Below are 26,087 nucleotides of genomic sequence, written 5' to 3' on the forward strand. Positions count from 1 at the left end.
TCGATACCAATCTAGCACATTGTTTTTTATGATGTTTCAATTTATCCAAGAGCAAAAAGAACTCGAGCATGTTTTGACACTAATGAGTCAACAAGATGTTTATGGTTTAGATACTGAATTTATCAAAGTTGATACACTATGGCCAAAATTGGGTGTCTTGCAAATCAATGTCGCAGATCAGGTGTTTTTATTAGACGGTACACGTCTAGATTTTTCGAGTTTCTGGCCTAAAGTTTTTGCTGCAAAGCAAAATATTTTCCATGCTTGTGGTGAAGATATTGATCTAATTTACCATTATTCAAAAGGCAATCATCTTAATAATGTATTTGATACTCAGGTGGCTTTGTCTTTTCTCGGACACGGATTACAGGTCAGTTATCAAAATGCTCTCAAAGAAATTTTAAATATAGAAATTGATAAAGATCAAACACGTTCAGATTGGCTTGCACGTCCTTTAACTGAAGAGCAAAAAGCATACGCAGCGAATGATGTCTTATATATTATGAATTTAGCCGATGTGCTAAAAAATGAATTAGAGAAAAAAGGGCATTATCAGTATGTACTAGAGGATTGTAAGAGCCTCACGCTTGAGATTGCGACAGAAACGCCGAAAGAGAAATTATACGAAGATGTCGGAAATTATAGACACTCTCGAAAGCAGTTAATGCAGCTACAATTGCTCAGTGTTTGGCGTGAAGAGATGGTGAAGGCTTTAAATCAGCCTCGAAGTTTTATTCTGAAAAATGCCACTATGATTGATTTGGTGGAAAAAAATCCAAAAAATACCTTCCAATTATCCCAAGTTAAAAATATTCGTCCGAATGTGGTTCGTGAGCACGGTAAAACGATTTTGGATATTATTGCGTTGCTGCCCCCAATGGAAGAATGGCCATTACGAATTGCTCGACCAATTAAACATTCATCTAAAGATATTACACATGATGTTGATAACATGATTGGTAATCTTGCAGAAGAGTTGGTGATCCCCAAAGAAGTGTTAATGCGAAAAAAATGGCTCGGGGCTTTATATCAGCATGTGGTTTTTCATGGCGATGAACAAGATTTACCTCAATATTTACTCGGTTGGCGTTATGATTTACTGACGAAGCCATTAATTGAGTTGCTTCATAAAGATGCACAATATTTGAGTATGCAAATGAAAGTCAATGAATGACTTCTCTCAAAATTTGATTAAAGAATTACCAGTCATCCTAAACTAGACTGATGTGTTAACAAACGCTAATGTTTCGCCGTTTTTTTTGATGTATGCTTTGCTTTGAGTTTAAAAGGTGTTGTTTGAATCATGTGGTGTGAAATCTACAAATCTAGTAAGAAAGACGAAATGTATATTTACGTTGCGCGTCCTGAACAAGCGGAAAACCAAGAAGCTGTTGATCCGTTATCAGTATTATCTGATGCAATGAAAAATGCATTTGGCCGAGCGACATTTGTGATGTCACTGGAATTACATGCAGAACGCAAATTAGCGCGTGCAAATGTTTTACATGTGATGGATTCAATTCAGACGAAAGGATTCTTTTTACAATTGCCACCTGAAGGATTGATCAATCCTAATGCGGTAGAGCCAGAGGGACTACGCGGTGCGTGATAATCAAGTTGGAGGATGGGATCAGTTTGTTTCAATGTTGGATTCAATTCCAGAATATAACATTGCAATTACCGTCTATATTCTCGGAACTTTGATTATTCTGTGGTGTTGGTACGGCATAGCGAAACGCCTACCTTCACCTTTAGGTGGAGTGACTTGGATTTTTGTGTTTGCTATTTTGGCAACACCAACGATTTCTGAAGGTCCTAATTCCGCCTTAGCACCTGCAACTTTTGGTTTGATCTTTGGGGTATTAACAAAAGATTCACCTTTGATCTGGTCTAATTTCTCATTGATTGCCTTTGTTATTGCTTTAGGGTTATTGGCAGGTTATTTCTGGACTAAGTACGCTTCTAAACAAAAGAATCTGAGACACACATCGTCAGTGAAGACACCACCACTTTAATTATCCAAATAAAAAAATAAGGTTTCATTATGTCTGTTGATGCACATCAATTTACGGGTACAGATCAATATATCGCCACAGATAGTCTCAAGCTTGCTGTGAAGGCCGCTCGAGCGTTGCAAAAGCCTCTTTTAGTGAAGGGTGAGCCAGGTACAGGTAAAACATTATTGGCTGAACAAGTTGCTGATAGCCTGGGTTTAAAACTGATTACTTGGCATATCAAATCAACGACGAAGGCTCAACAAGGTCTTTATGAATACGATGCCGTTTCAAGATTACGCGATAGTCAATTGGGTGATGAGCGTGTTTATGATATTAAAAACTATATTAAACCAGGTAAATTGTGGGAAGCATTTACCTCTGAAGAACGTTGCGTTTTATTAATTGATGAGATTGATAAAGCAGATATCGAGTTCCCAAATGATTTGCTTCATGAACTAGACAAAATGTCATTCTTTGTTTATGAAACTGGTGAAACAATTACTGCAACACAGCGTCCAATTGTGATCATCACTTCAAATAATGAAAAAGAACTTCCTGATGCTTTTTTACGCCGTTGTTTCTTTCATTATATTGAATTCCCAGATGAACAGACCATGCGTGAAATTATTGCAGTTCATTTTCCAAGAATTTCAACGACATTGGTCAGTGAGGCACTTCAGGTCTTCTTTAAGCTTCGCCAAATACCTGGTCTTAAGAAGCCACCTTCAACTTCTGAATTAATTGATTGGTTAAGCTTATTGATGGCTGATGATATGCCTGAAGATATTTTAAGAAACCATGATAAGTCAAAAGCAATTCCACCGCTGTATGGTGCGCTCATCAAAAATGAGCAAGATGTGCAGCTACTTGAGCGCCTCGCATTTATGACTCGTCGATAGGTGATACTATGTTCGTAAGACTGTTTTACACCTTGCGAAAATACGGAATCCCCGTAACGACGCGCGAGCTGATTGATTTAAATCAAGCAATTAGTCTAGGTTTGGTTTTTGCAGATCAAGATGATTTTTATCAGCTTGTGAAGACAGTCATGGTCAAGGATGAGCGTTACTTCGATAAGTATGATCGTGCTATGAAGGATTATTTTCAGGGCATTCAAACCTTTGATGTAGCTGATTTACTCAGTAAAGTTAATCAACTTCCTAAAGAATGGTTTGATTTAGAACTCCTTGAAAAACACTTAACGCCAGAGCAACGTGAAGCACTACAAAGAGCAGGTTCTTTAGAAGAGCTCATGAAAATGCTGGAAGAGCGTTTGCGTGAGCAACATAAAAAACACCAAGGTGGTAATCGTATGATTGGCACTGGTGGCACTTCACCGTTTGGAGCTTTTGGTGATCACCCAGAGGGGGTGAGAATTGGAGGGCCGGGACGTAAAAAATCTGCGGTGAAAGTGTGGGAACAACGTAAATACCAAAATCTTGATGATGATCAAATTTTGGGAACACGTCATATGCAAATGGCGTTGCGTCGTCTGAGAAAATTTGCGCGTCAAGGTGCGGAAGAAGAGCTTGATATAGATCAAACGATTCGCGAAACGGCTAAGCAGGGAATTCTTGATGTACAGATGGTGCCAGAGCGTCGTAATCGAATTAAAGTTTTGATGTTGTTCGATGTAGGCGGTTCTATGGATGCCTATATTGCACAATGTGAAAAACTGTTTAGTGCAGCCAAAACAGAATTTAAGACTTTAGAATATTTCTATTTCCATAACTGTCTTTATGATTACGTCTGGAAAGACAATCATCGCCGTACTTCGACAAAAATGAATACCTTAGATTTATTTAATACCTATGGTAAAGATTATCGAGTGATTGTTGTTGGTGATGCAAGTATGGCGCCATACGAATTAAAATCTGCTGGTGGTTCTGTCGAATACATGAATGAAGAGTCGGGTGAAATTTGGTTGCGTCGTTTGCGCCAGCATTATGAAAAGACGGCTTGGTTGAATCCTGAAACTGAGAATTACTGGCATTACACTCAAACGATAGGAATGATCAAAGAAATATTTGAAGATCATATGTATCCAATGACTTTAAAAGGCATTGAATATATGACTAAATTCCTCTCGCGCTAACTTTTTTAAATAATATTCATCTAAAGGATCTTGATATGAGCTATCAAATCAATGGTGTGGCATTGCCAAATGAAGAAGGTTTTTTTGGTGAATATGGTGGTCAATTCATTCCACCTCATTTAAAAGCAGCAATGGATGAAATCAATGTTGCTTATGAAGAAATTCGTAAAACACCTGAATTTCAAAATGAGCTTTCAGAGCTGTTTGCGCATTATGTAGGTCGTCCAAGTCCTTTATTTCATGCCAAACGACTTTCAGAACAATTGGGCGGTGCTCAAATTTATCTGAAGCGTGAAGATTTGAACCATACAGGTGCACATAAAATTAACCATTGTTTGGGTGAAGCTTTACTTGCTAAATACATGGGCAAGAAAAAAGTCATTGCTGAAACTGGGGCAGGTCAACATGGTGTCGCATTAGCCACCGCTTGTGCCTTGGTTGGTATCCCATGTGAAATTCATATGGGTCAAGTTGATATTGAAAAAGAACATCCAAATGTCGTGAAAATGAAAATTTTGGGTGCGAATCTAATTTCAGTCACTCGTGGAACAGCAACATTAAAAGATGCTGTTGATAGTGCTTTCGAAGAGTATTTGAAAGACCCTGATAGCTTTATTTATGCCATCGGATCAGTCGTTGGTCCACATCCATTTCCTAAAATGGTGCGTGATTTCCAAGCAATTATCGGTGATGAAATTAAAGTTCAATCACAAGACAGATTTAACAAATATCCTGATTATATTGTTGCTTGTGTTGGCGGTGGCTCAAATGCAATGGGAGCATTCAGTGCATTCCTTAATGATGGTAGTGTGAAATTGATTGGTGTTGAACCAGCAGGACATGGTTTAGATACTGATCAACATTCGGCAACATTAACTTTAGGTAAACCAAGTCAACTTCATGGTATGGCGTGTTATGTGCTGGAAGATGAAAATGGCGAGCCATTACCTGTGCATTCGATTGCTTCTGGATTAGATTATCCTGGTGTGGGACCTCAACACAGTTTCTTAAAAGATATTGGTCGTGTTGAGTATTCAACAGCAACTGATGAAGAATGTCTGAATGCATTCATGACTCTATCTCGAGTTGAAGGGATTGTGCCTGCATTAGAAAGTTCACATGCTGTTGCTTGGGCGATACGCGAAGCTCCACAATTGTCCAAAGATACCATTGTGGTGGTGAATTTATCAGGTCGAGGTGATAAAGACTCGGACTATGTGGCAGAAAAATTAGGTTTAAATTAACACATAAAAAACCAGCTTTGGCTGGTTTTTTTAATTACATTTCTGGTGGTTCTTCATTCAAAGGCGTAAGAATATTTTCAAAGGAGGAAATTTCAATAGGAATGAGCGGCGTTTCGATTGAAAGATCTTGAACAAGTGTTTCAGTCGCTTGTTGAGCTTGTTGAGCTTGTTGAGCTTGTTGAGCTTGTTGAGCTTGTTGAGCTTGTTGAGCTTGTTGAGCTTGTTGAGCTTGTTGAGCTTGAACCATGGTTTTCATAATTTCATCAGCTGGTGCACTTAGTTCGTGTGCTTTTTTGCTGTCATATTTGGTGGCAAGTTCTTTTAAAATTGCGTAAGACAAATAACTCGTAAATGCTGGATTCTCAGATTTAGCCTTGGATGGAAGTAGAGAAACGCAAGCGGCATGAAATAAACCATGTTGTACGTATGTTGCATTGAATGCAGGATCTTTAGCTTTATCAGGATCACCTAAATAACCAATCTTGAAGCCAATTTCAGATGCAGCACAGGCATTGGTCACTTCAGAAGAGGGATTGCGATAGTCAGCATTTTTTTTGAAATATAGCACTTCTGCGATCGACATCATTTCATCTTGAATTTCTTTGAGTCGGCCATCTAAGTTTGGGACTGCAAAATAATTTTTTAACTTAAATAGCGTTACAGTACCTTCGAGCCATTTTTGGGGTTGTTCTGTATAATTCAAATTTGTATAACAGGCAGAAGTTTGCAGGGCGGCTTCAACAAATTCTTTGTTTTTTCTTGGATTTTTCATATCTTGATCAGCCCCTAAATATCCCATTTTGTAGGCTTTTTCATAGGTATTGCATGCAGGCGTGATGAGTGTCTTTTTTTGATATGTTTTTGCTTTTTTTAGCAGCTCTATTTGATTCTTTATCGTTGGTTCAAGTTCAGATGCATAAGTGGAAGCAGTTACAAATAAAGCGGTGTAACACAATAACTTTTTATACATCATCTTATACATCATCAGTCCTTAGGCAAAAAAATTCCATAATGTAATGACTTTACTAATGCTGTTTAAATAGTTCAATGACTCAATAAAAGAAAATCATTGCAAAAGATGACCAATTTCAATCTATTGTTCAAAATTGAGATCATGATTGAATTATCAAAAAAGCCCCCGAGATGGGAGCTTAGCTTTATCCTGAAATATACTGTTGAAGTTGTTCAATCAACACTTTTTGGTCTTCCATCGCGGCTTTAACTAAGTCACCAATAGATACAATTCCGACGAGTCTATCGTCTTCTAATACTGGCAGATGGCGAATATGACGTTCTGTCATTAAATCTAAACACTCATCTACGGTGTTGCTTTTGCTTACAGATAAAACCGTACCAGTCATAATTTCTGAGACTGTAGTTAAGTCGGATGTACGTTGCATAAGTGCAATTTTACGCGTGTAATCCCGTTCAGATAAAATTCCAACAAGTCTTTCATCTTGTACGACAACAACGGCACCAATACCTTTTGTTGCCATTAATGTGATTGCTTCTAAAACCGTAGCATCAGGTGTGATGGTAGAGATTTCTGAATTGTTTTTATTTTGTAGGACTTGAGCTACTGTTGTCATAAAGGTTCCTCTTGTTGGTTATTCGTCCATGTATAAGTTAATAACTGAAATCTTAAATCTTTACAATTGTTTTAGTGGAATTTTCTGCTAAATAGATGGGCTCAAATGATTTTGAAAAAATAGCATCTGCATGTGTGGAATAGTGAGCTTGAAGTGGCGATCTCGATTATTGCACAGGGCAGGTGTGACTTTTAGTCGCGTTAGGGTTGGGAGTAGTGAATTTTTAAAATCATCAGACGTTATTTTTCGAGGCTGATAGTGCGGCCAGTGAATTTTTGCATAATGTAAAGCCTGGACTGAGTTGAGCCAGAAGGGGAATATGTATTCTTGATTGATTGATCGAATGGCCCAACCTTGATGTTCTGGATTGTACAGTCCCCACAGTACTCCACAATACATCATGGTTTTAAGGATATTAACTTTGAGTAAAAAATGCTTTGAATTTGGTTGCAACTGTACAAAGGTGTTCATGATCTTTCGATGATTCATTACCAATGATGATAAGTTCAGTCTAATGATTTTTTCTTAAAGTTTAGTTGCATTAATTTAAAGTTTGGTAAGCAAATATGTAAATAAAAGAGCTAAAAAAACGCCACGAATGTGACGTTTATTTATGCTTGCATTGTGGCCATGTTTTGCCAATACTGTGCTTTCAAAGAATCACGTTCTACACGGAAACCTTGAAGATAGAGTTCAGCTAGAAACATCGCTGCTTTACCATGACCCGCACGTGCTGCATTCTCAAGTTCTGAAACTGCGTCTGTAAAATTCATTTCAAATTGAATGGTATTTACAGCATTCGAATACATATGTTCGAGGTCTTGTTGAGAGAATTGTTTAATCATATAAAACTCCTTATTCTAATTATGATTAGTACTACAGTTATAAGGACCTAAATTAGGTCAAAATGGAATATAACAAAGTAATATTAAACTAATATTACAATTTGCGTTAATTGTCAAATAAATTTTCAAGATAAATCTTTTAAAAAATACTTACATGATTAAACTTTAATCATTTTATATTGGGTTTATGATAAAACTGTAAATAACTATAAAGGAGAATGACTTATGACTAATACCATTGATGGTTTCACATTTGGCAATCCACCAGAGCCATCCGATATTATTGCGCTTGCACATCATCATAAAAAACAACTTGATGAAGCAATTTTTCATCAAGAAATCCATTTAGGTCACTACTGTTTAGAGCAGCGTAAACGTGTGCATGATTACACGCAGACGCTTGATCCTGCAGCGAAAGCTGAATTTTATCGCTACTATGACGGCGAACTAAAACGTATCGCCGTCATTGACGAAGAACACCCTGATGATGCTGAAGGTGGTTTGAGTGTTTTCACTATTTTTATTGTACTCGCGGTGATCGCTGCTATCTTATATTTTGGTGTTGTACAGAATGTTGTCTCTTAAAGGTGAATAAGCGCCATTTTTTGCATAATGGTTCTTCTTTAAATCAACGTTAACACTATATTTTTAAAGCATCTCGGATTACACTTAAGCTAATCCGAGGTTGTACATGCTCCATTTAAAAAAAATTTCGTCTGATCTTTTCTCACAATTAAATATTGAGCAGATTCAAAATGCTTTCATCATAGGCATTGTACTTTTTATTCTTATTGTCTCTAGTATTGCACTGAATCGTCCAATTAATTCAGCCCACTTTGAACAAGTTCAAGCGCTCGCGGCTCAAAATCGTTTAGAGCGAACGCATGAAATGGCAAATTTGTTACTTGCAAAACCTAAGATTAAAAATATTGAATTTTATCGTTTGCTGAATGCTTATCATATCGAGAATGCTCATATAAAAATTTATCCAGCGATTGAAAAGTTGGATTAGTTTTCAATCTTATTCAGATTGAGCCCAAGATTTTGATTCAGTATTTCTTCGATCTCCTTGGCAGTGACACGGTCAGAGACAGCAATAACAGTCATTTGATCGGGGTGTAAATGTTTTTGTATTGCATTTTGAATATCTTGGCGAGTTAATTTTCGAATCTGCTCCTGATACTCATTTAGATAATTGGAATTAAGTCCATAAAAACCAATTGATGCGATTTGGGCATTAATATTTGCATTGCTATTTAAGGTCATTGGAAAAGACCGAAGAATACTTTCTTTATTTTCTTTAAGCAAAGATTCAGTAATAGGCTGTTTTTTGAAGTCAATGAATACTCGATGTGCGAGCTTTAAGCTTTCGAGCAATTGGTCTTGTTGTGTCGCATATCCAAAACTAAAAACGCCAGGTACCTGTGGTGTAGTCAGCGTACTCGATGCGCTATAGGTGAGTCCTCGTTTAACTCGTAACTCTTTTGATAAGATTGAATTAAAACTCCCACCACCAAACATTCTGTTGGCAACTTCCAAAGCGGCACGGTCTGGATGTGCTCGTTCTAAAGATAAATGACCCAATAATGCATGTGCTTGTAGGCTTTCGCGTTTTAGTACTGAAATTTTAAAACCTGATTCACTGACGGGAGTTGGAAGGTCGGGCTGCTTTTGCCCTTGCGGTAAATTGATACTGATCAGTTCCGAGATCTGTTGAGCTTGATCTTGAGTGAGTTGTCCTGTGATTGCTATATTGGAATTTTGAGCGACAAGCAATCGATCTCTAAATTCTTTGAGTAATTCAGGCGTAATGTTTTTTAAACTACCGACTGTCCCAGCTGTTGGTTGAGCATATGGATGATCTCCATACAGCATACGGTACAGTTGTATTGACATTAGTCTAGATGGATTCTCTTGAAGTTGTTTTTGCCCAATTTGAGTATTACTGAGCGCGAGATTAATGCCTGATTGTTTGAAGGTGGCATGTTTGATTAAATGCAGTAGTAAGTTCAATGCAGGGTCAAATTTTTCAGGATCATTTAACACTCTTAGTCGAACAACAAACATATCGCGATAGGCATTGAAAGAATATTTGGCGCCTAATCCCTCAAATGTGGTGGTAATCTGTTTGGCACTGAGCTGATCTGTTCCTTCAAGCATAAGGCGAGCTGTCATATTGGATATACCGTAAAGTCCTTTACCTATGACTTCATCTCGTGCAGATCCAGCATTAAATGTAATTTGAATGTCGACCATTGGCAGATCATTCGTTTCGACAAATAAGGTTCGTACATTTAAAGAGTTTTTAAGTTCTTGAACAAAAGGCGCTTGATAATTGTGCGAATTTTTTTTGATCTCTTTTAAGCTTAACAAGTTTTTGATTGAGCTTAGACCACTGGAATCTTCTTCGATGATTTGTTCAATTGGTTCAGCTTCTATAAGTTCCTCAGCATGCGACATTGAACTCAAGATGGCGCCACACAATACACTCGTTAAAAATAGAGAAGACAAATAATTCATAAAACGCCTAGTTGTTGTTTTTCTGTTCAGGATAAAGATGTAAAATGCTCAAATTGTCACGATTAAAATAAATATTGGCAATGCGTTGTAAATCATGCGGTGTGACTTTATCGAAGTAATCAGGGAGTTGATCAATCATGCGATAGTCTAGATCATTGATGCTGAGCAAACCAATGAGTCGAGCTTGCCCAATAATATCATCTTGGCTGAACACTAAATTTGAAATGAAATTCGCCTTGACCCGATTGAGTTCTTTTTCATTGACCAATTCTGATTTGAATAAATCTAGTTCCCGGTGTATGCGTTTTTGCGCTTGCTCAAGACTGATGCCCTCAGCAGGTATGGCAGAGATTAAAAAAAGGCTATCCCCACGATTATATGGATCATAACTCACATTAATTGAGGTCAGAATTCGCTTATCTCGGATCAGTCTCTCTTGTAGACGTGCTGAAATTCCGCCGTCCAATAGATTTTGAATAATGGTTAAAGCGTAGGCGTCTTGAGGGTTTTTTGCTGTTTTAATGGAATTGACATTCCAAGCCATAAACAAGTTGGGAACATGTACAGCCTGATATTGCTGCATGAAGCGATATCCAATTCTTGAAAATTCAAGCACATCATTTCGCTCAGGAACTGATTTTTTTGGAATCTTATTAAAATATTTTTTGACATCTCGAATGGTTTGTTCAGGATCTACATCCCCAATAATGACTAATGTTGCATTATTCGGCGCGTACCAAGTTTCGTACCATTGTTTTAAATCATTCAATTGAATGTTATTCAGATTTTTCATTAAGCCAATCACTGGTTGGCGATAGTGACTGGTCGGGTATGCAATCCATTTAAATCTTTCAAAAGCAAGGTTGCGAGGATTGTCCTCTGTTCGTTGCCGTCGTTCAGCCATTACGACTTTAATTTCGGGTTCGAAATCTTCTTGGCGCAGAACTAAATTTTGCATTCGATCTGCTTCTAACTCTAATGCCAGTGGAAGATATTTTTTAGGATAGAATTGATAGTAATTGGTGTAATTTGTGGATGTGAATGCATTGACACTACCACCATAAATTCGACTAAGGCGTGTAAATTCATCATTCGGTACTTTTTTAGTGCCTTTGAACATCATATGTTCTAGTACGTGTGAGATGCCGAGTAAATTCCCTGACTCGTCACTACTGCCGACGGCATACCAAATTTGACTAATTACTACAGGTGCGCGGTGATCTTCTCTAATAATGACTCTTAAACCATTATCCAGTGTTGTTTCGACGGTGTTTCGAGAGAGTTGAGCAGTTTGCTGATTTGCAAATGTCATCATCGGTGCTGATGTAATCGCAGCAATGATGATTGTCTGTTTGAAAATGAGGTGCAGAGAGAATTTGAGCCGGCTGAGAGACACAATTAATCCGAATAATGACTTTAAAATTATTCTTGATGATGTCGTATATTTATTCAAGATTGAACTGTTGCAATTTGGTTGATTGTTTTAAAAGTAATTGCAGATCGTGAATTTAAAGCAATCTATGCTAAACTCCATTCTTTTAATCGCAATGCTTTTCAAGGAATCGGCATGCAAGAACAGCAAAATAAATTCTTGATTGATGCGGATATTGGTGATGACGATGTCACCTTACCGAGCCTCCCGGCCGTTAATGTGCCTATTATCGAAAACAATGAAGTAGAAAAGCTGGAAACGGTGCCGGCCGTTGAAGAAACAAAACCGAAAGGTGGTTTCTTCAGTCGTATGAAAGAAGGCTTATCAAAATCTCGTAAAAATTTAGCTGATGGAATGATGAATATTCTAGTCGGTGGTAAAGAGATTGATGATGAGCTGCTCGAAGAAGTTGAAGAGCAATTATTGGTCGCAGATATTGGGGTAGAGGCGACGAAAACAATTATTGCCAATTTGACTGAAAGAACTGCGCGTGGCGATTTGATCTACTCTCATTCTCTCTATAAAGCTCTTCAAGAAGAATTAGTTGCTTTATTAGCACCACGTGTCAAACCGTTACATATCGATCCGAATAAAAATCCCTATGTGATTTTGGTTGTGGGTGTAAATGGTGTAGGTAAGACAACCACGATTGGTAAACTCGCAAAACGATTGCAAGGTGAAGGTAAAAAAGTCATGCTCGCGGCAGGCGATACTTTCCGTGCTGCGGCGACTGAACAGCTACAAATTTGGGGTGAACGTAACGATATTCATGTCGTTGCACAAGGTCATGGTGCAGACAGTGCTTCTGTAATCTTTGATGCTTTTGAAAGTGCACGAGCGAAAGGGATCGATGTATTGATTGCAGATACCGCAGGGCGTTTGCATAACAAAGGTCACTTGATGGAAGAGCTCAAAAAAGTAAAACGTGTTATGCAGAAAATTGATGCGACTGCACCGCACGAAGTGATGCTTGTTGTGGATGCTGGCACAGGGCAGAACGCGATTAACCAAGTTGAAATGTTTGATGAAGCTGTAGGTTTAACGGGTCTTACTATTACCAAATTGGATGGTACGGCAAAGGGCGGTGTGCTATTTAACATTGCGAGCCGCACACATGTGCCAATCCGATTTATTGGTGTAGGTGAAAAGATTGATGATTTGAGACCGTTCTCAGCAAAATCATTTGTCGCTGCATTATTCGATAACGAAAAATAATTATTCTTGGGTTAATTTAAAAAGCTCCTTATACGGAGCTTTTATTATAAATACTTAAAATTCATTAAGTTATTCAAATTTGAGAAAGCCGAATTTTTTGACTCAATACATTAAATACGCAATTTGTTCCAAAAATAGAACACTTTGTTATAAAGATAAGGCTGAAAAGGTTTCGTAATATGAATAAGATAGCATCATCGTTAGCACACAATGAATGTTAAAAATAAGGAATAAGTTATGTCTTTTCTAAATCAAATTAAAAATCGCCGTACCATCTATGCAATTGGTAAGAATGTTTCTTTAGACAATACTCAGATTGAAGAAACCATTAAAGAAGCGGTACGTCAAAGTCCATCGTCATTTAACTCACAGACATCACGTGTTGTAACACTTTTTGGTGAGTCACATGACAAATTTTGGAATATCGTTTTAGAAACTTTACGTAAAATTGTTCCTGCAGAAGCATTTGAGGGAACTCAAAATAAGATCAATAGCTTTAAAGCGGGTCATGCAACTGTATTGTTTTATGAAGATCAAGATACGGTGAAAGGTTTACAAGAGCAATTCCCACTTTATGCTGAGAATTTCCCAATCTGGTCTGAACATTCAACAGCTATTGCTCAATTTGCGGTTTGGACTGCATTGTCAGAAAAAAATATTGGAGCATCATTACAACATTACAATCCAATTGTGGATGAAGAAGTGGCTTCAACATTTGAAATTCCAGCTTCTTGGAAACTTCGTGCTCAGCTTGTGCTCGGTTCAATCGAAGCGCCTGCTGGAGATAAAACGTTTATTGATGACGAGATTCGTTTTAAAACTTTTAATTAATCCAAATCATATAAAGGCACTTCGGTGCCTTTTTTTATGACGAGTTCTGTCATTAAATTGTCATCGCTTGGTAGCATAGTAGTCATATCTAACAATCTAATATTGAGTTATTTATGAAATTAAAAATTGCGTCTGCATTGATATTTACGGGTTTGAGCAGTCAAATTTTTGCAGCGGCGACCTTGGTGGTTCCAGAGGAACTGGTCGTAATTTCATTGAATAATCAAGAGGTTAAATCAGGACTATTTAAATCAAAAAAACAATACCAAATTGATGTGAATCAACCTTTGGTGAATGTTCGATATAATCAATACTTTGAACTACCTTTAAATAATCATGAGATCGTAAAGTCGGATATTCTTACTTTGAAATTGCCAGCCCTAGAGGATAATAAGTCATACAAATTGGATTTAATTCATCCACCACGAGATTTGGACCAAGCAAAAACATTCGCCAAAAATCCTCAATTGGCAATTTATAATCAAAATAATCAACTCATTTCAAATAATCTGATTGTTCAAATGACCTCGCAAAGTTTGCTAGGCGGTACGATCAATCAGATATTGCATAATGAGCCACAAGCTAGCCCAATGACCAAGTCAAGTTCATCATCAATAAATACTCAAACAGTGGAACAAGCTGACATTAAAAATACAAATTCAAATACTCATGTTGGTCAGACGTTGATTGAAGTATGGAAAAATTCTTCAAAGCAGGAACGTCAAAAATTTATGACTTGGCTTGTAACGCAATAAAACATTTAATATTTCATAAACAGATATAAAAAAGCCCTCATAGAGGGCTTTTTTATAAATTAAGTGAACAGCCAAGTATAGTAACCATAAATCATCAATGGCCATGCTACAAATGGACTAAATAAATACTTCCATATCCAATAACGTGGTATAAACCCTACGCCATGGATAAATCCACCAGATATTCCAATCATAATCAGCATCATGGCACGATGACTGTAATTACCACTTGCATCCAACATCAGACTTGGGTGGATGAGTAATATGGTAGCGAGAGGCAATGCCATCAGAAATGAAATGATCATTGCGAATGAGTATTTACGTTTTTCAGAATTTGACATTGCAAGCTCACTCATTTCATTCACCATCTAAGTCTTGATGTTGTTCCATGTAAATGGCTGCAAGTACACTCGCGAAACATGCCATTAACACACCTAGTATCCATGCGAAGTACCACATAATTATCTCCTAACAGTGATTCGGTTTTAATACAGACTATGCGTGTGGTCTTGAATATGTTTCTTGGTGATCACACCCCACATTTTGTAGTAACACCAAGTGGTGTATGCCAAGATCAGCGGAACAAAAATACACGCAGCAACAGTCATTACTGAAAGCGTCATTTGGCTAGATACTGCATCCCACATCGTCAAGCTAATGTTTGGATGAATACTAGATGGCATCAGGAATGGGAATAGGGCAAAACCAGCAGTGAGAATTGTGCCAATCACAGCGAACGATGTACCCAGAAAACTAAGTCCCGCTTTATTTTTAGACGATGCTAAAACCACAATTATTCCTCCGATAATCGCCATTACCGGTGCCAATATTGTGATTGGATAAATAGAATAATTGTTCATCCAGCCATGATTGGCATTAGTGAGTACTTCTTTAGCAAGTGGATTAGCTACACCATTCGTATCATAAGGGGTTACAAGTGTGTAGCCTTCGATATTGCCGAAATATAACCAAGCACCAGCACCGATAAAACAGATGAGAAAAAGGATACCCATATATCGTGTAGCTTGAGCAGAGCGTGTTCTTAATGCACCTTCAGTGCGTAGCATTAACCATGCACCACCATGAGCAGCAAGCATGGTCAAACTCACCAATCCACAGACCAAGGCAAATGGATTTAAAAGTGCAAAGAAGCTTCCTGTGTAAGTTGAACGAACAGTTTCATCAAGTGTAAAGGGGATGCCAAGGAACATATTGCCAAATGCAACACCAAAAACGAGTGCTGGTACTGCTCCGCCAATGCATAAGCCCCAATCCCAAGCATTACGCCATTTAGTATTTTCGAGCTTAGAGCGATAGTCAAAACCAACAGGTCTAAGGAATAAAGCAAATAATACGAGTAACAGCGCCCAGTACATACCCGAGAAAGCTGTTGCATATACCATTGGCCAAGCTGCGAAAAGTGCACCACCCGCCGTAATAAACCACACCTGGTTTCCATCCCAATGTGGTGCAATCGTGTTGATAGCAGCACGACGCTCTTCATCGTCTTTACCGACGAACGGCATCAGAGCCATAGAGCCCATATCAAATCCATCAGTCAAAGCAAACCCAATAAGGAGGACGCCGACCAATACCCACCAAATGATTTTGAGAAGTTCATATTCAATCATGTTAAATCTCCTCAGTTGACTTATTGGCTGCTGCTAGTTTTTCGAAATGATACTTACCAGTATGTAAAGAGCTTGGTCCTAATCTTGAGAACTTGATCATTAAATACATTTCTATAATGAGTAGTACTGTATAGAAAGCAGCGAGTGCTAAAATTGAACCCCATACATCCGCTGAACTAATACTTGATGCAGATAGGTGTGTTGGTAAAACTTCACCAATAGTCCATGGTTGACGACCAACTTCAGCAACGTACCAACCTGTTTGAGCTGCAATCCATGGAAGTGGAAGGGCGATCAGTGCAAACTTGAGCAACCAAGTTTTATTTTCAGCATTACGTTTCATGACGGCATACGTTGCAAGAATGAACAACAAGAGCATTAAGAAACCTGACGCCACCATCGCTCTAAATGCCCAAAATAAACTTGGAACATGAGGGATAGTATCTAAAGCTGCAGACTTAATTTGTTGTTCAGTAGCATCAACTACAGTTGGTGTGTATTTCTTCAACAATAGACCATAACCCAAATCTTTTTGAGTCTCGTCAAATGCAGCTTTGAGTTCTGGTGATTGATCTCCAGCACGAAGTTGTTCAAGCTGTGCATAAGCGACCATACCATTACGGATACGTTGCTCATGTTGTGCGATTAAATCTTTGATCCCTGTGACTTGTTCAGTTGTAGAGCGAGTCGCAATTAAACCCATGACATATGGAATTTTCACAGCATAGTCTGTTGTTTGCGTCTCGGGATTGGGGATACCAAATAATGTGAATGCAGCTGGAGCTGGATGTGTATCCCATTCTGCTTCAATTGCAGCGAGTTTAGTTTTTTGAACATCACCTAATTCATATCCTGATTCATCACCCAGTAAAATTACGGATAATGTCGAAGCAAGACCGAAAATAGCAGCAATGGCAAATGAACGACGGGCAAAGGCCAAATCACGTTTTTTAAGTAGGTAATAACTTGAAATTGCCAATACAAAAATTGCACCAGTCACGTAACCCGCAGAAACAGTATGGACAAATTTAACTTGTGCCACTGGGTTAAAGATTAGTGCGGCAAAATCTACCAGTTCCATACGCATGGTTTCATAGTTAAATGCGGCACCGACAGGGTTTTGCATCCAACCATTTGCAACCAAGATCCAAAGTGCTGACATATTAGAGCCTAAAGCCACTAACCATGTCACACATAAATGTTGGACTTTAGAAAGACGTTCCCAGCCGAAAAAGAATAAACCAATAAAAGTAGATTCTAAAAAGAAGGCCATTAATCCTTCGATTGCTAATGGTGCACCAAAAATGTCACCTACATAATGTGAGTAGTAAGCCCAGTTTGTACCAAACTGGAATTCCATCGTTAGTCCAGTGGTTACCCCTAAAGCAAAGTTGATCCCGAATAACTTACCCCAAAACTTGGTCATGTCTCGGTAAATCTCTTTGCCTGTAATGACATAGGTGGTTTCCATGATGGCAAGGATAAATGCCAAACCTAGAGTGAGGGGTACAAATATAAAGTGATACATTGCGGTCATTGCAAATTGAAACCGCGATAGATCGACCACGCTTTCAGAAATCATCAACGTGTCTCCTTCATTTTAAGTTCGCTGCCCGTAATTCGTTCAGCGACTTGATGGTCAAAGTTTTTGGGAATGGTAGGTGCATCAAACCAGATATTTTTAATCACGATAAGAATGATTACTTTGATAATAAGAATCAGAGTAATCTCTTTGATTAAATTTTTATTTAAACTTGAAGGTTTAATCATCATATTTAAATGCATTATTTGAATCTATTTTAATTATTATTATCTTTTTTTTATTTAAAATAAATACTTTATAGTCATAAATATTTTTAATATGAAAAATATAATAAAAACAGTTATTTATAATTTTTATTTTTAATAAAATTAAATCCTACTAAAATGGTTATATTAAAAAATAAAATAGACTAAAATACTTGGTATTAATGTTTTAATTCCAACTATAATAATAGGATTATTTTTTAAAGTTTATTAAATTAGTTGGTTTTAAATCTGATTGAAATGGTTGGTTATAAGGATTTTATTAATTTTTATATAATCGTTGAGTTGGTTGGATTTAAATTTAATAGGCGTCACAAAATACCTTGAATGAACTATTTTCAAATCAAATGCATATAATTGAAGTGGGGTGTTAATAGCTAATTAATGCTGATCAACATTGAAAAGTTGATTTGTTTTTGCAATTTTTTTAGCAATAAAATGAGATCTTTTTGCACGGATCAGGAGGATTTGAGATTGAAATTCAAGTTCCCCAAACTCTGGTTCAACTTGTACATAATGTAATTGACCGAATTCATCGCGAACGCGTGCTTGAGCAGAGAAACCAGGTCGTGCATTACCACTAGAAACAGTTGCTAGTCGACCAAGCAAATTTGAGTGCTCTGATTTGTATTTAGGTTTGATTACTTGATCCAAACAATGAATCATAAATACCGTAAAGAAGATTGCGATAATTAAAGCGGGTAATAAAACATAGTACCAAGCTAGAAAGGTTTTCTGGCTTGCAAATACAATGAGCTGAAGAAAATATCCAGCAAAACTAAAATTGATCAGAAAAAAAACAAGAATGAGAACTTTGGAAAATTTAACTTGAAGCAAAGGAAGGCGAATAAGCCAATAAGGTGTTAATTTTTTTATAAATTGACTAGGTCTTAAGCCAACAAAATAGCCTAAGGTTTCAGCCATGCTGAGCATTAGCAATGCAAACACGCACATATGAAATGGCATTAAATCAATTTCCATTAAAAATGCCAGCATGTCCTTCACCTCATGACTTAAGATTCTAAGTAAATTCCACCATCAGAATGAACTTTAATCTCGACTTTTTCTAAAGATTCACCTTGGCATGGGCCTGAAATGCACACACCAGTTTCTACATCAAATAAAGCACCATGAGTAGAGCATTCAATGAACTCTTGATCACGATCTAAGAATTGATTTTCAAGAAACTCGAGCTCAACTTGCAAATGTGGGCATACATTTTGATACGCATAGAAGCAACCATCTCGTTGCGTAATGAAAATGTTGTCACCATTTTCAGTTTCAAAAGATCGAGATTCTCTTTCAGGAATGTCTTCAGTCATGCAAATTTTATTCATTTTATGCGACTTCTATTTGAAATTCTTTAAGAAGTTTAGCGTAATCAGCTACGTCTAAACGTGGACCAAATTGAGCAACCACTTGGCTTGAGATTAAAATAGCCAATTCAGTCGCTGTTTGTAAATCTTTACCAGCATTTAATGCATATAAAAATGCACCAGAGAAAGCATCACCAGCACCGTTCGTGTCTAAAGCAACAACTTTACGTCCTTTCACTTGAAGTTCAGTTGATTCCGTTGCTACAAGAGCGCCGTCTGCTCCAAGCGTAATAATGACGGTAGAGCTTAATTTTTTAAGTGCAGCAAGAGCATTTTGTAAGTCATCAGTTTGTGTATACATCAATGCTTCTTGTTCATTACAGAATAGAACATCTACACCATCATCTAATAATTCGTCCAAGCCTGTACGCGCATACTGCACCATAGCAGGATCAGAGAGCGTTAACGCAATTTTGACATTATTTGCTTTCGCAATTGCACGCGCTTGCTTTACGGCAGCTCGTGCTGTATCACTCGTAGAAAGGTAACCCTCTATATATAACCATTTAGCGGTTTTTAGCGCTTCAAAATCAATTTGTTCATTACTGAGTTCAGCTGTAATACCTAAGAAAGTATGCATGGTACGTTCTGAATCAGGACTGACCAAAACCATGCAAGTCCCAGTTACGCCTTCACTGATCGAACGTTCAGAGGTTTGTATTCCTGCATCATTTAGACCTTTTAAGTACAACGCTCCAAGATCATCATTGCCGACACGGCATCCATAAAACGCTTGACCACCTAAGGCACTAAAAGCCACTGTTGAGTTAGCTGCAGATCCCCCAGAGGCTTGACCTTTATATTCTTGAGAATTTTTTAAGTTTTGAAATAGACGGGCTTGAGTTTCCCCATCTGTAAGCTGCATAGTACCTTTTTGCAAATTTTGCTCTAAAAGAAATTCATCAGATACTTTGAATTCTTGGTCAATGAGGGCATTGCCAATCGCAAAAAGGTCAACTTTAGCCATGTCTAAATTCACATCACGAAAAAAGAAAACGATTTTACACCAATGCGATTGAATTCAGTAGCGTATAGCTTGATTTTCAAGCTTTAACCCACATTTAATCGAAATGAATCATTTAATTCAGATATAGTTTTATTGATTTAGTTTTAATCTGACTATTTTACTCGGAAAATAGTTGGAGTTTGTTGTATAAATGATGAATTGTATTGAACTATCAGTATAATGATCTTTGTTAAAATTTATGTAAATTAAGGAGCACACATGACCGTAGATGTTACTGAAACCATTCAAAACACCGTTCATCCCGCGTTTCAGTTGGTACGTCAACATCATGTAGCCGCACTCGATATATTAGTTTCAGAATACCGTCATAAAGAAACTGACGCTGTGCATTTTCATCTAGCAACTGAACATGATGAAAATGTTTTTTTAGTTGCTTTCCGTACACAACCGATGGATTCAAAAGGCGAAGCACACATTCTTGAGCATACTGCATTATGTGGTTCTGAAAAATTTCCTGTACGTGATCCATTCTTTTTAATGATCCGTCGTTCTCTAAATACGTTTATGAACGCATTTACAGCTGCCGATTGGACAGCTTATCCATTTGCGACACAGAATAAAAAAGATTTCCAAAACTTACTTTCCGTCTATTTGGATGCAGCATTTGCAGCCAATTTAAACCCTTTGGATTTCGCTCAAGAAGGTATCCGAATTGAGTTGGAAAATGGTGAGCCTGTTTACAAGGGTGTGGTTTTTAATGAAATGAAAGGTGCAATGAGTTCACCTTCAGATCAGTTATATCACCAACTTGCTCATCATTTATTCCCTAAAACGACTTACCACTATAATTCAGGTGGTGATCCTAAGGATATTCCTGATTTAACTTACGAAGAGTTAGTCAGTTTCTATAAGTCACATTATCATCCAAGTAACGCTATTTTCATGACTTTTGGTAATCAATCTGCCTATGAGTTACAAGAGCAGTTTGAAACTTTAGCGTTATCTAAGTTTAAGAAAGGTCAAACCTTATATTCGACACCAGAACAGCGTCTAGAAGCACCTATTGAGGTGACAGAGACTTACGCGGTAGATGCTGAAGATTTGAAAGATAAAACCTACCATGTACTGGCATGGTTACTTCCTGAATCTAGTGATATTCAACTTCGTTTAGGCTTACGTTTGGCTGAAGGGATCTTATTGGAAGATTCTGCTTCACCATTACGTCACTATTTAGAAACGTGTGGTTATGCTCAATCTACAGGACCAATTTTAGGTCTTGATGATTCTAACTATGAAATGACTTTCTACTGCGGTATTCAAGGTTCAAATCCTGAACATGCAGAAACATTCAAAAACGGTGTGTTGAATGTGCTGAACGAGGTTGCCTCGAAGCCTGTAGATCAGTCATTGGTTGATGCGATTTTGCATCAAATTGAATTACACCAACGAGAAATTGGTGGAGATGGCACGCCTTATGGTCTAAGCCTCATCCTCAATGGTTTAAGCAGTGCAATTCATCATAATGATCCAATACATGTTTGGGACGTAGATTCGACCATTGAGCAAGTGAAAGAGCAGTTGAAAGACCCGATGTGGTTGCCTAATCTGATTAAGACCCATTTGATTGATAATCCGCATCGTGTACAGATGACGCTTGTACCAGATGCGAATAAGTCGAAATTAGAGGCTGAAGCAGAAAAACAGCGTTTAGCTGATATAGGCGCACGCTTAACAGATGATGAAAAAGCGGTAATTGTACGCCAGACTGAGGCATTAAATGAAAGACAGGCAACTCCTGATAACTTAGATTTATTGCCGAAAGTTGGTTTAGAAGATATTCCTGCCGAACTTCCAGTCGTTCAAGGTCAATTGAGAGAAATCATTTCTAATAACTTAGATACACCCTTGAACTTATACCATGCTGGTACTAACGGAATTTATTATCAACAAGTGATTATTCAAATTCCTGATCAAGTCGTGAAATCACCTTACTTTAACTTACTCTCCGTGCTCATGGGGGAGGTTGGTGCAGGTCAATATAATTATTTAGAATTACAGCAATTACAAACAGCGGTAAGTGGTGGCCTTGGTATGGGGGCTTCTCTACGTAGTAAAGTTGATGATAAAGGTAAAATTAGCGCATTTTTAACGCTGACAACCAAATCGCTTGCCCACAAACTAGATACGATTCAATTGTTAAAACTGGCATTTGAGAAACTGCGTTTTGATGAAAAGGACCGTATTATTGAACTTTTACAACAGCGTAAGACGCGTTGGGCATCCCGTTTGTCTGGTTCTGGACATAGCTATGCCATGCAGATTGCTTCTCGTAATATGAGTGCATTGGCATTACGTGATTATAATAATACCGGCTTAGGTGCGCTTAATTGGCTGAGCGAGCTTGTTCAAAGCATTGAAACAGATGAACAAGCATATGCGAACCTCATTCAAGAGTTGCAAAATATTCACCGTTTGTTGTTACTCGCGCCTAAACAGTTCCTACTGGTCTGTGAAGAGCAACAGTCTGAACGTTTAATTGAAGAAATTCAAAATGTTTGGGATAAACTTGAAGTGAAGCGTGAGCCAGTGCATCTTGCTGAAGTTAATTTTGAACAAACGCAAAATGACGAAGCATGGCTGATTCAATCCAATGTCCAATTCTGTGCTTCTGCTTATCCAGCAGTTGAAGTTTCTCATCCGGATGCAGCACCGTTAATGGTGCTTGCGGCTTATCTACGAAATGGTTTCCTACACAGTGCAATCCGTGAAAAAGGAGGCGCTTATGGTGGTGGTGCAAGCTATGATGGCAATGCTTGTGCATTTAGATTCTATAGTTATCGTGATCCACGTTTAGCAGAAACTTTCCAAGATTTTGAAGCAAGTATTGATTGGTTATTGAATACTGAACAAAAACCACACCAACTTGAAGAGGCGATTCTGGGTCTTGTATCGAGCATGGATAAGCCAGGTTCTCCAGCAGGTGAAGCAATTACTGCATGTTATGCATTATTGCATGGACGCACGCCTCAATTCAGAAAAACTTTACGAGAGCGTTTGCTCAATGTAACGTTAGATGATCTAAAGCGTGTAGCAGAAACGTATTTAGTGAATCAAAAACCAACGAAGGCTGTTGTAGCACCAATGGCTAAAAAAGAGCAACTTGCAGAACTTGGGTTTTCAATAAAACAAGTGAATTAAAATTAAAAATGGGGCTTAGCCAATGCGAAATAGAATAAAACGTTCACCAATATGGTTGGGTGTGTCGTCGTTTATGTGTTTGCCTATACAGACAGTTTGGGCAACAGATGTGGTACCAGCGAATCCAGCGTCACCACAAGCGTGCGTTGCACTTGATTCAAATGCAGAGCGTTTAGCCTGTTATGATGCATTGTTCAAAGCCCCTGAACTTGAGCAACCTGCTTATGTTTCTGAGCGTCAGGCTGCGCGTGAAATACCAGCACCGCAGGTTGAACCACAGGATTTAAAGTCTAAAATCGAACAAAAAGTTGAAAACTTGTTTTCGGTGGAAGGTCCTGTAATTACACCGAATTCATCGTTGCTTGATAAACGATGGGAATTGGCTGAAGACAGTAAATTAGGTACATGGAATATCCGTGCACATCAACCTGTCTATTTACTTCCTGCATTTTGGACGTCTGATAAGAACGAATTTCCATCGAGTCCAAATCCTCAAAACACCGTAGAAGATGATCAAAATTTAAAGTCTTTAGAGTCCAAGTTTCAAATTTCACTCAAAACTAAAGCTGTTGAAAACTTAATCGGGAATAATGGCGATATTTGGTTGGGTTATACCCAGTCCTCTCGTTGGCAGGTTTACAACTCTGAAGAATCACGACCATTTCGTGAAACGAATTATGAACCTGAAGCAAGTATTGTGTTTCGAACCAACTATGAATTTTTAGGTTTAAATGGTCGCTTACTCGGTTTAACGCTGAATCATCAATCAAATGGACGTTCGGATCCTTTATCACGTAGTTGGAACCGTGTGATGCTGAACTTAGGATTTGAGCGTGATAATTTCGCTATGATGATTCGACCTTGGTATCGAATCGAAGAAGATTTCAATGATGATAACAATCCTGACATTAAAAACTATATTGGTCGTGGTGATTTAACGACTTTTTACCGTTGGAATGATCATGATTTTAGTTTGATGTTAAGACATTCACTTAAGGGTGGGGATGATTCTCGAGGAGCTGTTCAATTTGATTGGGCATTTCCAATCAGTGGCAAACTTAGAGGTCATTTTCAATTATTCGATGGGTATGGTGAGAGTTTGATTGATTATAATCATCGTGCTACCTATGCGGGTATTGGCGTCTCTTTAATGAATGCTTTCTAAATAAAAAAAACCACGCTTAGGCGTGGTTTTTTTAGCGATCTTATTGCGATTGAATTAGGGGAACTCCAGTCACTTTCTGTATCTCATCAAAGTTGACGTCATGAGCCAGTTCTATCAGTTTTACCCCTTGAGGCGTGATATCCAAAACCCCTAGATCTGTAATCACGCGATGAACGACTGCTTTACCTGTAAGGGGCAGTGAACATTGCGGAACAATTTTTGGGGTGCCATCTTTGGCACAATGTTCCATTAGCACGACGACTTTTTGTACGCCAGCCACCAAATCCATTGCTCCACCCATACCTTTGACTTTTTTCCCTGGAATCATCCAATTCGCAAGATCACCTTGCTCAGAGACTTCCATAGCGCCAAGTATAGCTATATTCACGTGCCCACCACGGATCATGGCAAATGAATCAGCGCTGGAAAAAAATGCAGCGCCTGCTCGCGCCGTAACAGTTTGCTTACCCGCATTAATCAGGTCAGCATCTACGGTTTCTTTTGTTGGAAATTCGCCAATTCCCAGCAAACCATTTTCAGATTGGAGCCAGACATTGATATTTTCAGGAATATAGTTCGCAACCAATGTAGGCAATCCAATCCCTAAATTGACATAAAATCCATCTTCGAGTTCCAAGGCAGCTCGTTGTGCCATTTCCTTACGCGTCCATGCCATAACTTATGCCTCCGCCTTTAAGGTCATTTGTTCGATTCTTTTTTCTGGTGTAGTGTTAAGAACGATACGATTTACATAAATGCCGGGCAAATGTATCGAATCGGGATCGAGCTCACCGATCTCTACAATTTCCTCAACTTCAGCGACTGTGATTTTCCCAGCCATCGCACAAACGGGATTAAAATTTTGAGCTGTTTTACTAAAGATTAGGTTACCCGCCTTATCTGCTTTATACGCTTTGACCAAAGCGACATCTGCAGTTAAAGAGGGTTCTAAAATATATTCTTTACCATTGAACTCACGTACTTCTTTACCTTCTGCAATCAACGTACCTACGCCTGTTTGGGTAAAAAATGCAGGAATCCCAGCTCCACCAGCACGGAGTTTTTCAGCCAAAGTGCCTTGAGGGGTTAGCTCGACTTCAAGTTCACCATTTAAGTATTGTCGCTCAAATTCTTTATTTTCTCCGACATAGGACGAGATCATTTTTTTAATTTGTTTTGTTTCGAGTAGTAATCCCAAACCAAAACCATCTACACCTGCATTGTTTGAAATACAAGTCAGCTCTTTAGCTCCTGTTTGTTTCAGGGCAGCAATCAAAGCCTCAGGAATACCACATAAGCCAAAACCACCAACAGCTAAGGTTTGACCATCTTGAATGATATCGTTCAGTGCACTTTCAGCACTTTCATACACTTTGTTCGTCATTGAACACCTCATTGTATTTTTATTTTGTTCATCCTGA

The 26,087-nt window shown here is 38.1% G+C and carries 29 protein-coding genes; 13 read left to right on the forward strand and 16 right to left on the reverse strand.

Translation table 11 applies throughout. The annotated features are described in order from the left end of the window. The first annotated feature begins 31 nt into the window (after positions 1-31). From AC1M9J_RS13255 to trpB, 6 genes are all read left to right on the forward strand, one after another. Entirely contained in the window at positions 32-1,174 is a 1,143-nt protein-coding gene (locus tag AC1M9J_RS13255; RefSeq protein WP_481596602.1) for a ribonuclease D, read from the forward strand. A gap of 129 nt (positions 1,175-1,303) precedes the next feature. Continuing rightward, complete coding sequence (locus AC1M9J_RS13260) at positions 1,304-1,609, forward strand: YcgL domain-containing protein (protein WP_035266558.1); 306 nt, start codon at positions 1,304-1,306, stop codon at positions 1,607-1,609. A 34-nt stretch (positions 1,610-1,643) separates the two neighbouring features. Beyond that, positions 1,644-2,015: a hypothetical protein gene (locus AC1M9J_RS13265; protein WP_481589528.1), complete on the forward strand. Its 372-nt coding sequence runs from the start codon at positions 1,644-1,646 to the stop codon at positions 2,013-2,015. A gap of 29 nt (positions 2,016-2,044) precedes the next feature. Further along, positions 2,045-2,896, forward strand: a complete 852-nt coding sequence (locus AC1M9J_RS13270; RefSeq protein ID WP_092768445.1) for an AAA family ATPase — start codon at positions 2,045-2,047, stop codon at positions 2,894-2,896. An 8-nt stretch (positions 2,897-2,904) separates the two neighbouring features. Beyond that, positions 2,905-4,092 (forward strand): vWA domain-containing protein, encoded by a 1,188-nt coding sequence (locus tag AC1M9J_RS13275; protein ID WP_481952473.1) that lies wholly within the window; start codon positions 2,905-2,907, stop codon positions 4,090-4,092. Between the two features lie 35 nt (positions 4,093-4,127). Continuing rightward, positions 4,128-5,336, forward strand: a complete 1,209-nt coding sequence (gene trpB, locus AC1M9J_RS13280; RefSeq protein ID WP_481593958.1) for a tryptophan synthase subunit beta — start codon at positions 4,128-4,130, stop codon at positions 5,334-5,336. Between the two features lie 34 nt (positions 5,337-5,370). Here the strand turns inward: trpB and AC1M9J_RS13285 are convergent, their stop codons facing one another. The 4 genes from AC1M9J_RS13285 to AC1M9J_RS13300 form a co-directional block, all read right to left on the reverse strand. Continuing rightward, positions 5,371-6,318 carry a hypothetical protein gene (locus AC1M9J_RS13285; RefSeq protein ID WP_481952474.1) on the reverse strand — a complete coding sequence of 316 codons (948 nt, stop codon included), beginning with the start codon at positions 6,316-6,318 and terminating at the stop codon, positions 5,371-5,373. A 175-nt stretch (positions 6,319-6,493) separates the two neighbouring features. Then, positions 6,494-6,925: a CBS domain-containing protein gene (locus tag AC1M9J_RS13290; protein ID WP_035266567.1), complete on the reverse strand. Its 432-nt coding sequence runs from the start codon at positions 6,923-6,925 to the stop codon at positions 6,494-6,496. A gap of 87 nt (positions 6,926-7,012) precedes the next feature. Then, positions 7,013-7,396: a DUF2750 domain-containing protein gene (locus tag AC1M9J_RS13295; RefSeq protein ID WP_481952475.1), complete on the reverse strand. Its 384-nt coding sequence runs from the start codon at positions 7,394-7,396 to the stop codon at positions 7,013-7,015. A 140-nt stretch (positions 7,397-7,536) separates the two neighbouring features. Then, complete coding sequence (locus tag AC1M9J_RS13300) at positions 7,537-7,770, reverse strand: SEL1-like repeat protein (protein ID WP_035266572.1); 234 nt, start codon at positions 7,768-7,770, stop codon at positions 7,537-7,539. Positions 7,771-7,995: 225 nt separating this feature from the next. Here AC1M9J_RS13300 and AC1M9J_RS13305 point away from each other — a divergent pair, with 225 nt between their 5' ends. Both AC1M9J_RS13305 and AC1M9J_RS13310 read left to right on the forward strand, forming a co-directional pair. Then, positions 7,996-8,355: a hypothetical protein gene (locus tag AC1M9J_RS13305; RefSeq protein WP_481587962.1), complete on the forward strand. Its 360-nt coding sequence runs from the start codon at positions 7,996-7,998 to the stop codon at positions 8,353-8,355. 106 nt (positions 8,356-8,461) lie between these two features. Next, on the forward strand, positions 8,462-8,782 hold the full coding sequence (locus tag AC1M9J_RS13310) for a hypothetical protein (RefSeq protein WP_481593956.1): 321 nt from the start codon (positions 8,462-8,464) through the stop codon (positions 8,780-8,782). On the opposite strand, the gene AC1M9J_RS13315 is transcribed toward AC1M9J_RS13310, so the two are convergent. Together AC1M9J_RS13315 and AC1M9J_RS13320 are read right to left on the reverse strand one after the other, a co-directional pair. Further along, positions 8,779-10,230: a M16 family metallopeptidase gene (locus AC1M9J_RS13315; protein ID WP_481952495.1), complete on the reverse strand. Its 1,452-nt coding sequence runs from the start codon at positions 10,228-10,230 to the stop codon at positions 8,779-8,781. The two genes, AC1M9J_RS13310 and AC1M9J_RS13315, sit on opposite strands and share 4 nt — an antisense overlap. 67 nt (positions 10,231-10,297) lie before the next feature. Further along, a complete protein-coding gene (locus tag AC1M9J_RS13320) occupies positions 10,298-11,605 on the reverse strand; it encodes a M16 family metallopeptidase (RefSeq protein ID WP_481952496.1) in 1,308 nt (435 codons plus the stop codon). 252 nt (positions 11,606-11,857) lie between these two features. Between AC1M9J_RS13320 and ftsY the strand changes: the two genes are divergently transcribed. The 3 genes from ftsY (at position 11,858) to AC1M9J_RS13335 (ending at position 14,523) form a co-directional block, all read left to right on the forward strand. Continuing rightward, on the forward strand, positions 11,858-12,937 hold the full coding sequence (ftsY, locus tag AC1M9J_RS13325; protein WP_035266635.1) for a signal recognition particle-docking protein FtsY: 1,080 nt from the start codon (positions 11,858-11,860) through the stop codon (positions 12,935-12,937). 237 nt (positions 12,938-13,174) lie between these two features. Further along, a complete protein-coding gene (locus AC1M9J_RS13330; protein ID WP_035266583.1) occupies positions 13,175-13,768 on the forward strand; it encodes a nitroreductase family protein in 594 nt (197 codons plus the stop codon). Positions 13,769-13,881: 113 nt separating this feature from the next. Next, complete coding sequence (locus AC1M9J_RS13335; protein WP_481952476.1) at positions 13,882-14,523, forward strand: DUF2057 family protein; 642 nt, start codon at positions 13,882-13,884, stop codon at positions 14,521-14,523. A 59-nt stretch (positions 14,524-14,582) separates the two neighbouring features. Here the strand turns inward: AC1M9J_RS13335 and AC1M9J_RS13340 are convergent, their stop codons facing one another. From AC1M9J_RS13340 to AC1M9J_RS13375, 8 genes are all read right to left on the reverse strand, one after another. Beyond that, entirely contained in the window at positions 14,583-14,879 is a 297-nt protein-coding gene (locus AC1M9J_RS13340; protein WP_092768427.1) for a cyd operon YbgE family protein, read from the reverse strand. Position 14,880: 1 nt separating this feature from the next. Beyond that, positions 14,881-14,982, reverse strand: a complete 102-nt coding sequence (gene cydX / locus AC1M9J_RS13345) for a cytochrome bd-I oxidase subunit CydX (protein WP_035266590.1) — start codon at positions 14,980-14,982, stop codon at positions 14,881-14,883. 26 nt (positions 14,983-15,008) lie between these two features. Beyond that, a complete protein-coding gene (cydB, locus tag AC1M9J_RS13350; protein WP_481952477.1) occupies positions 15,009-16,154 on the reverse strand; it encodes a cytochrome d ubiquinol oxidase subunit II in 1,146 nt (381 codons plus the stop codon). Position 16,155: 1 nt separating this feature from the next. Next, positions 16,156-17,736 carry a cytochrome ubiquinol oxidase subunit I gene (locus tag AC1M9J_RS13355; RefSeq protein WP_035266593.1) on the reverse strand — a complete coding sequence of 527 codons (1,581 nt, stop codon included), beginning with the start codon at positions 17,734-17,736 and terminating at the stop codon, positions 16,156-16,158. Next, complete coding sequence (cydP, locus tag AC1M9J_RS13360) at positions 17,736-17,927, reverse strand: cytochrome oxidase putative small subunit CydP (RefSeq protein WP_481587955.1); 192 nt, start codon at positions 17,925-17,927, stop codon at positions 17,736-17,738. Before cydP ends, AC1M9J_RS13355 begins: the two co-directional genes overlap by 1 nt. 414 nt (positions 17,928-18,341) lie before the next feature. After that, positions 18,342-18,956, reverse strand: coding sequence for an OB-fold-containig protein (locus tag AC1M9J_RS13365; RefSeq protein WP_035266601.1), 615 nt, complete (start codon positions 18,954-18,956; stop codon positions 18,342-18,344). A gap of 17 nt (positions 18,957-18,973) precedes the next feature. Further along, positions 18,974-19,282 carry a Rieske (2Fe-2S) protein gene (locus AC1M9J_RS13370; protein ID WP_171076765.1) on the reverse strand — a complete coding sequence of 103 codons (309 nt, stop codon included), beginning with the start codon at positions 19,280-19,282 and terminating at the stop codon, positions 18,974-18,976. Positions 19,283-19,298: 16 nt separating this feature from the next. Beyond that, the gene (locus AC1M9J_RS13375; protein WP_481593950.1) at positions 19,299-20,303 is read right to left on the reverse strand and encodes an adenosine kinase; all 1,005 of its coding nucleotides are present in this window, start codon (positions 20,301-20,303) and stop codon (positions 19,299-19,301) included. A gap of 258 nt (positions 20,304-20,561) precedes the next feature. Between AC1M9J_RS13375 and AC1M9J_RS13380 the strand changes: the two genes are divergently transcribed. Both AC1M9J_RS13380 and AC1M9J_RS13385 read left to right on the forward strand, forming a co-directional pair. Then, positions 20,562-23,501 carry an insulinase family protein gene (locus AC1M9J_RS13380; protein ID WP_481952478.1) on the forward strand — a complete coding sequence of 980 codons (2,940 nt, stop codon included), beginning with the start codon at positions 20,562-20,564 and terminating at the stop codon, positions 23,499-23,501. Between the two features lie 73 nt (positions 23,502-23,574). Then, positions 23,575-24,666, forward strand: coding sequence for a phospholipase A (locus tag AC1M9J_RS13385; RefSeq protein ID WP_228143132.1), 1,092 nt, complete (start codon positions 23,575-23,577; stop codon positions 24,664-24,666). 40 nt (positions 24,667-24,706) lie between these two features. Here AC1M9J_RS13385 and AC1M9J_RS13390 read toward each other — a convergent pair whose 3' ends face one another. Both AC1M9J_RS13390 and AC1M9J_RS13395 read right to left on the reverse strand, forming a co-directional pair. Next, the gene (locus AC1M9J_RS13390; RefSeq protein ID WP_481952479.1) at positions 24,707-25,342 is read right to left on the reverse strand and encodes a CoA transferase subunit B; all 636 of its coding nucleotides are present in this window, start codon (positions 25,340-25,342) and stop codon (positions 24,707-24,709) included. Between the two features lie 3 nt (positions 25,343-25,345). Beyond that, positions 25,346-26,050 (reverse strand): CoA transferase subunit A, encoded by a 705-nt coding sequence (locus AC1M9J_RS13395; RefSeq protein WP_481952480.1) that lies wholly within the window; start codon positions 26,048-26,050, stop codon positions 25,346-25,348. Positions 26,051-26,087 lie beyond the last annotated feature (37 nt).

The organism is Acinetobacter sp. ANC_7588 (assembly GCF_056783995.1).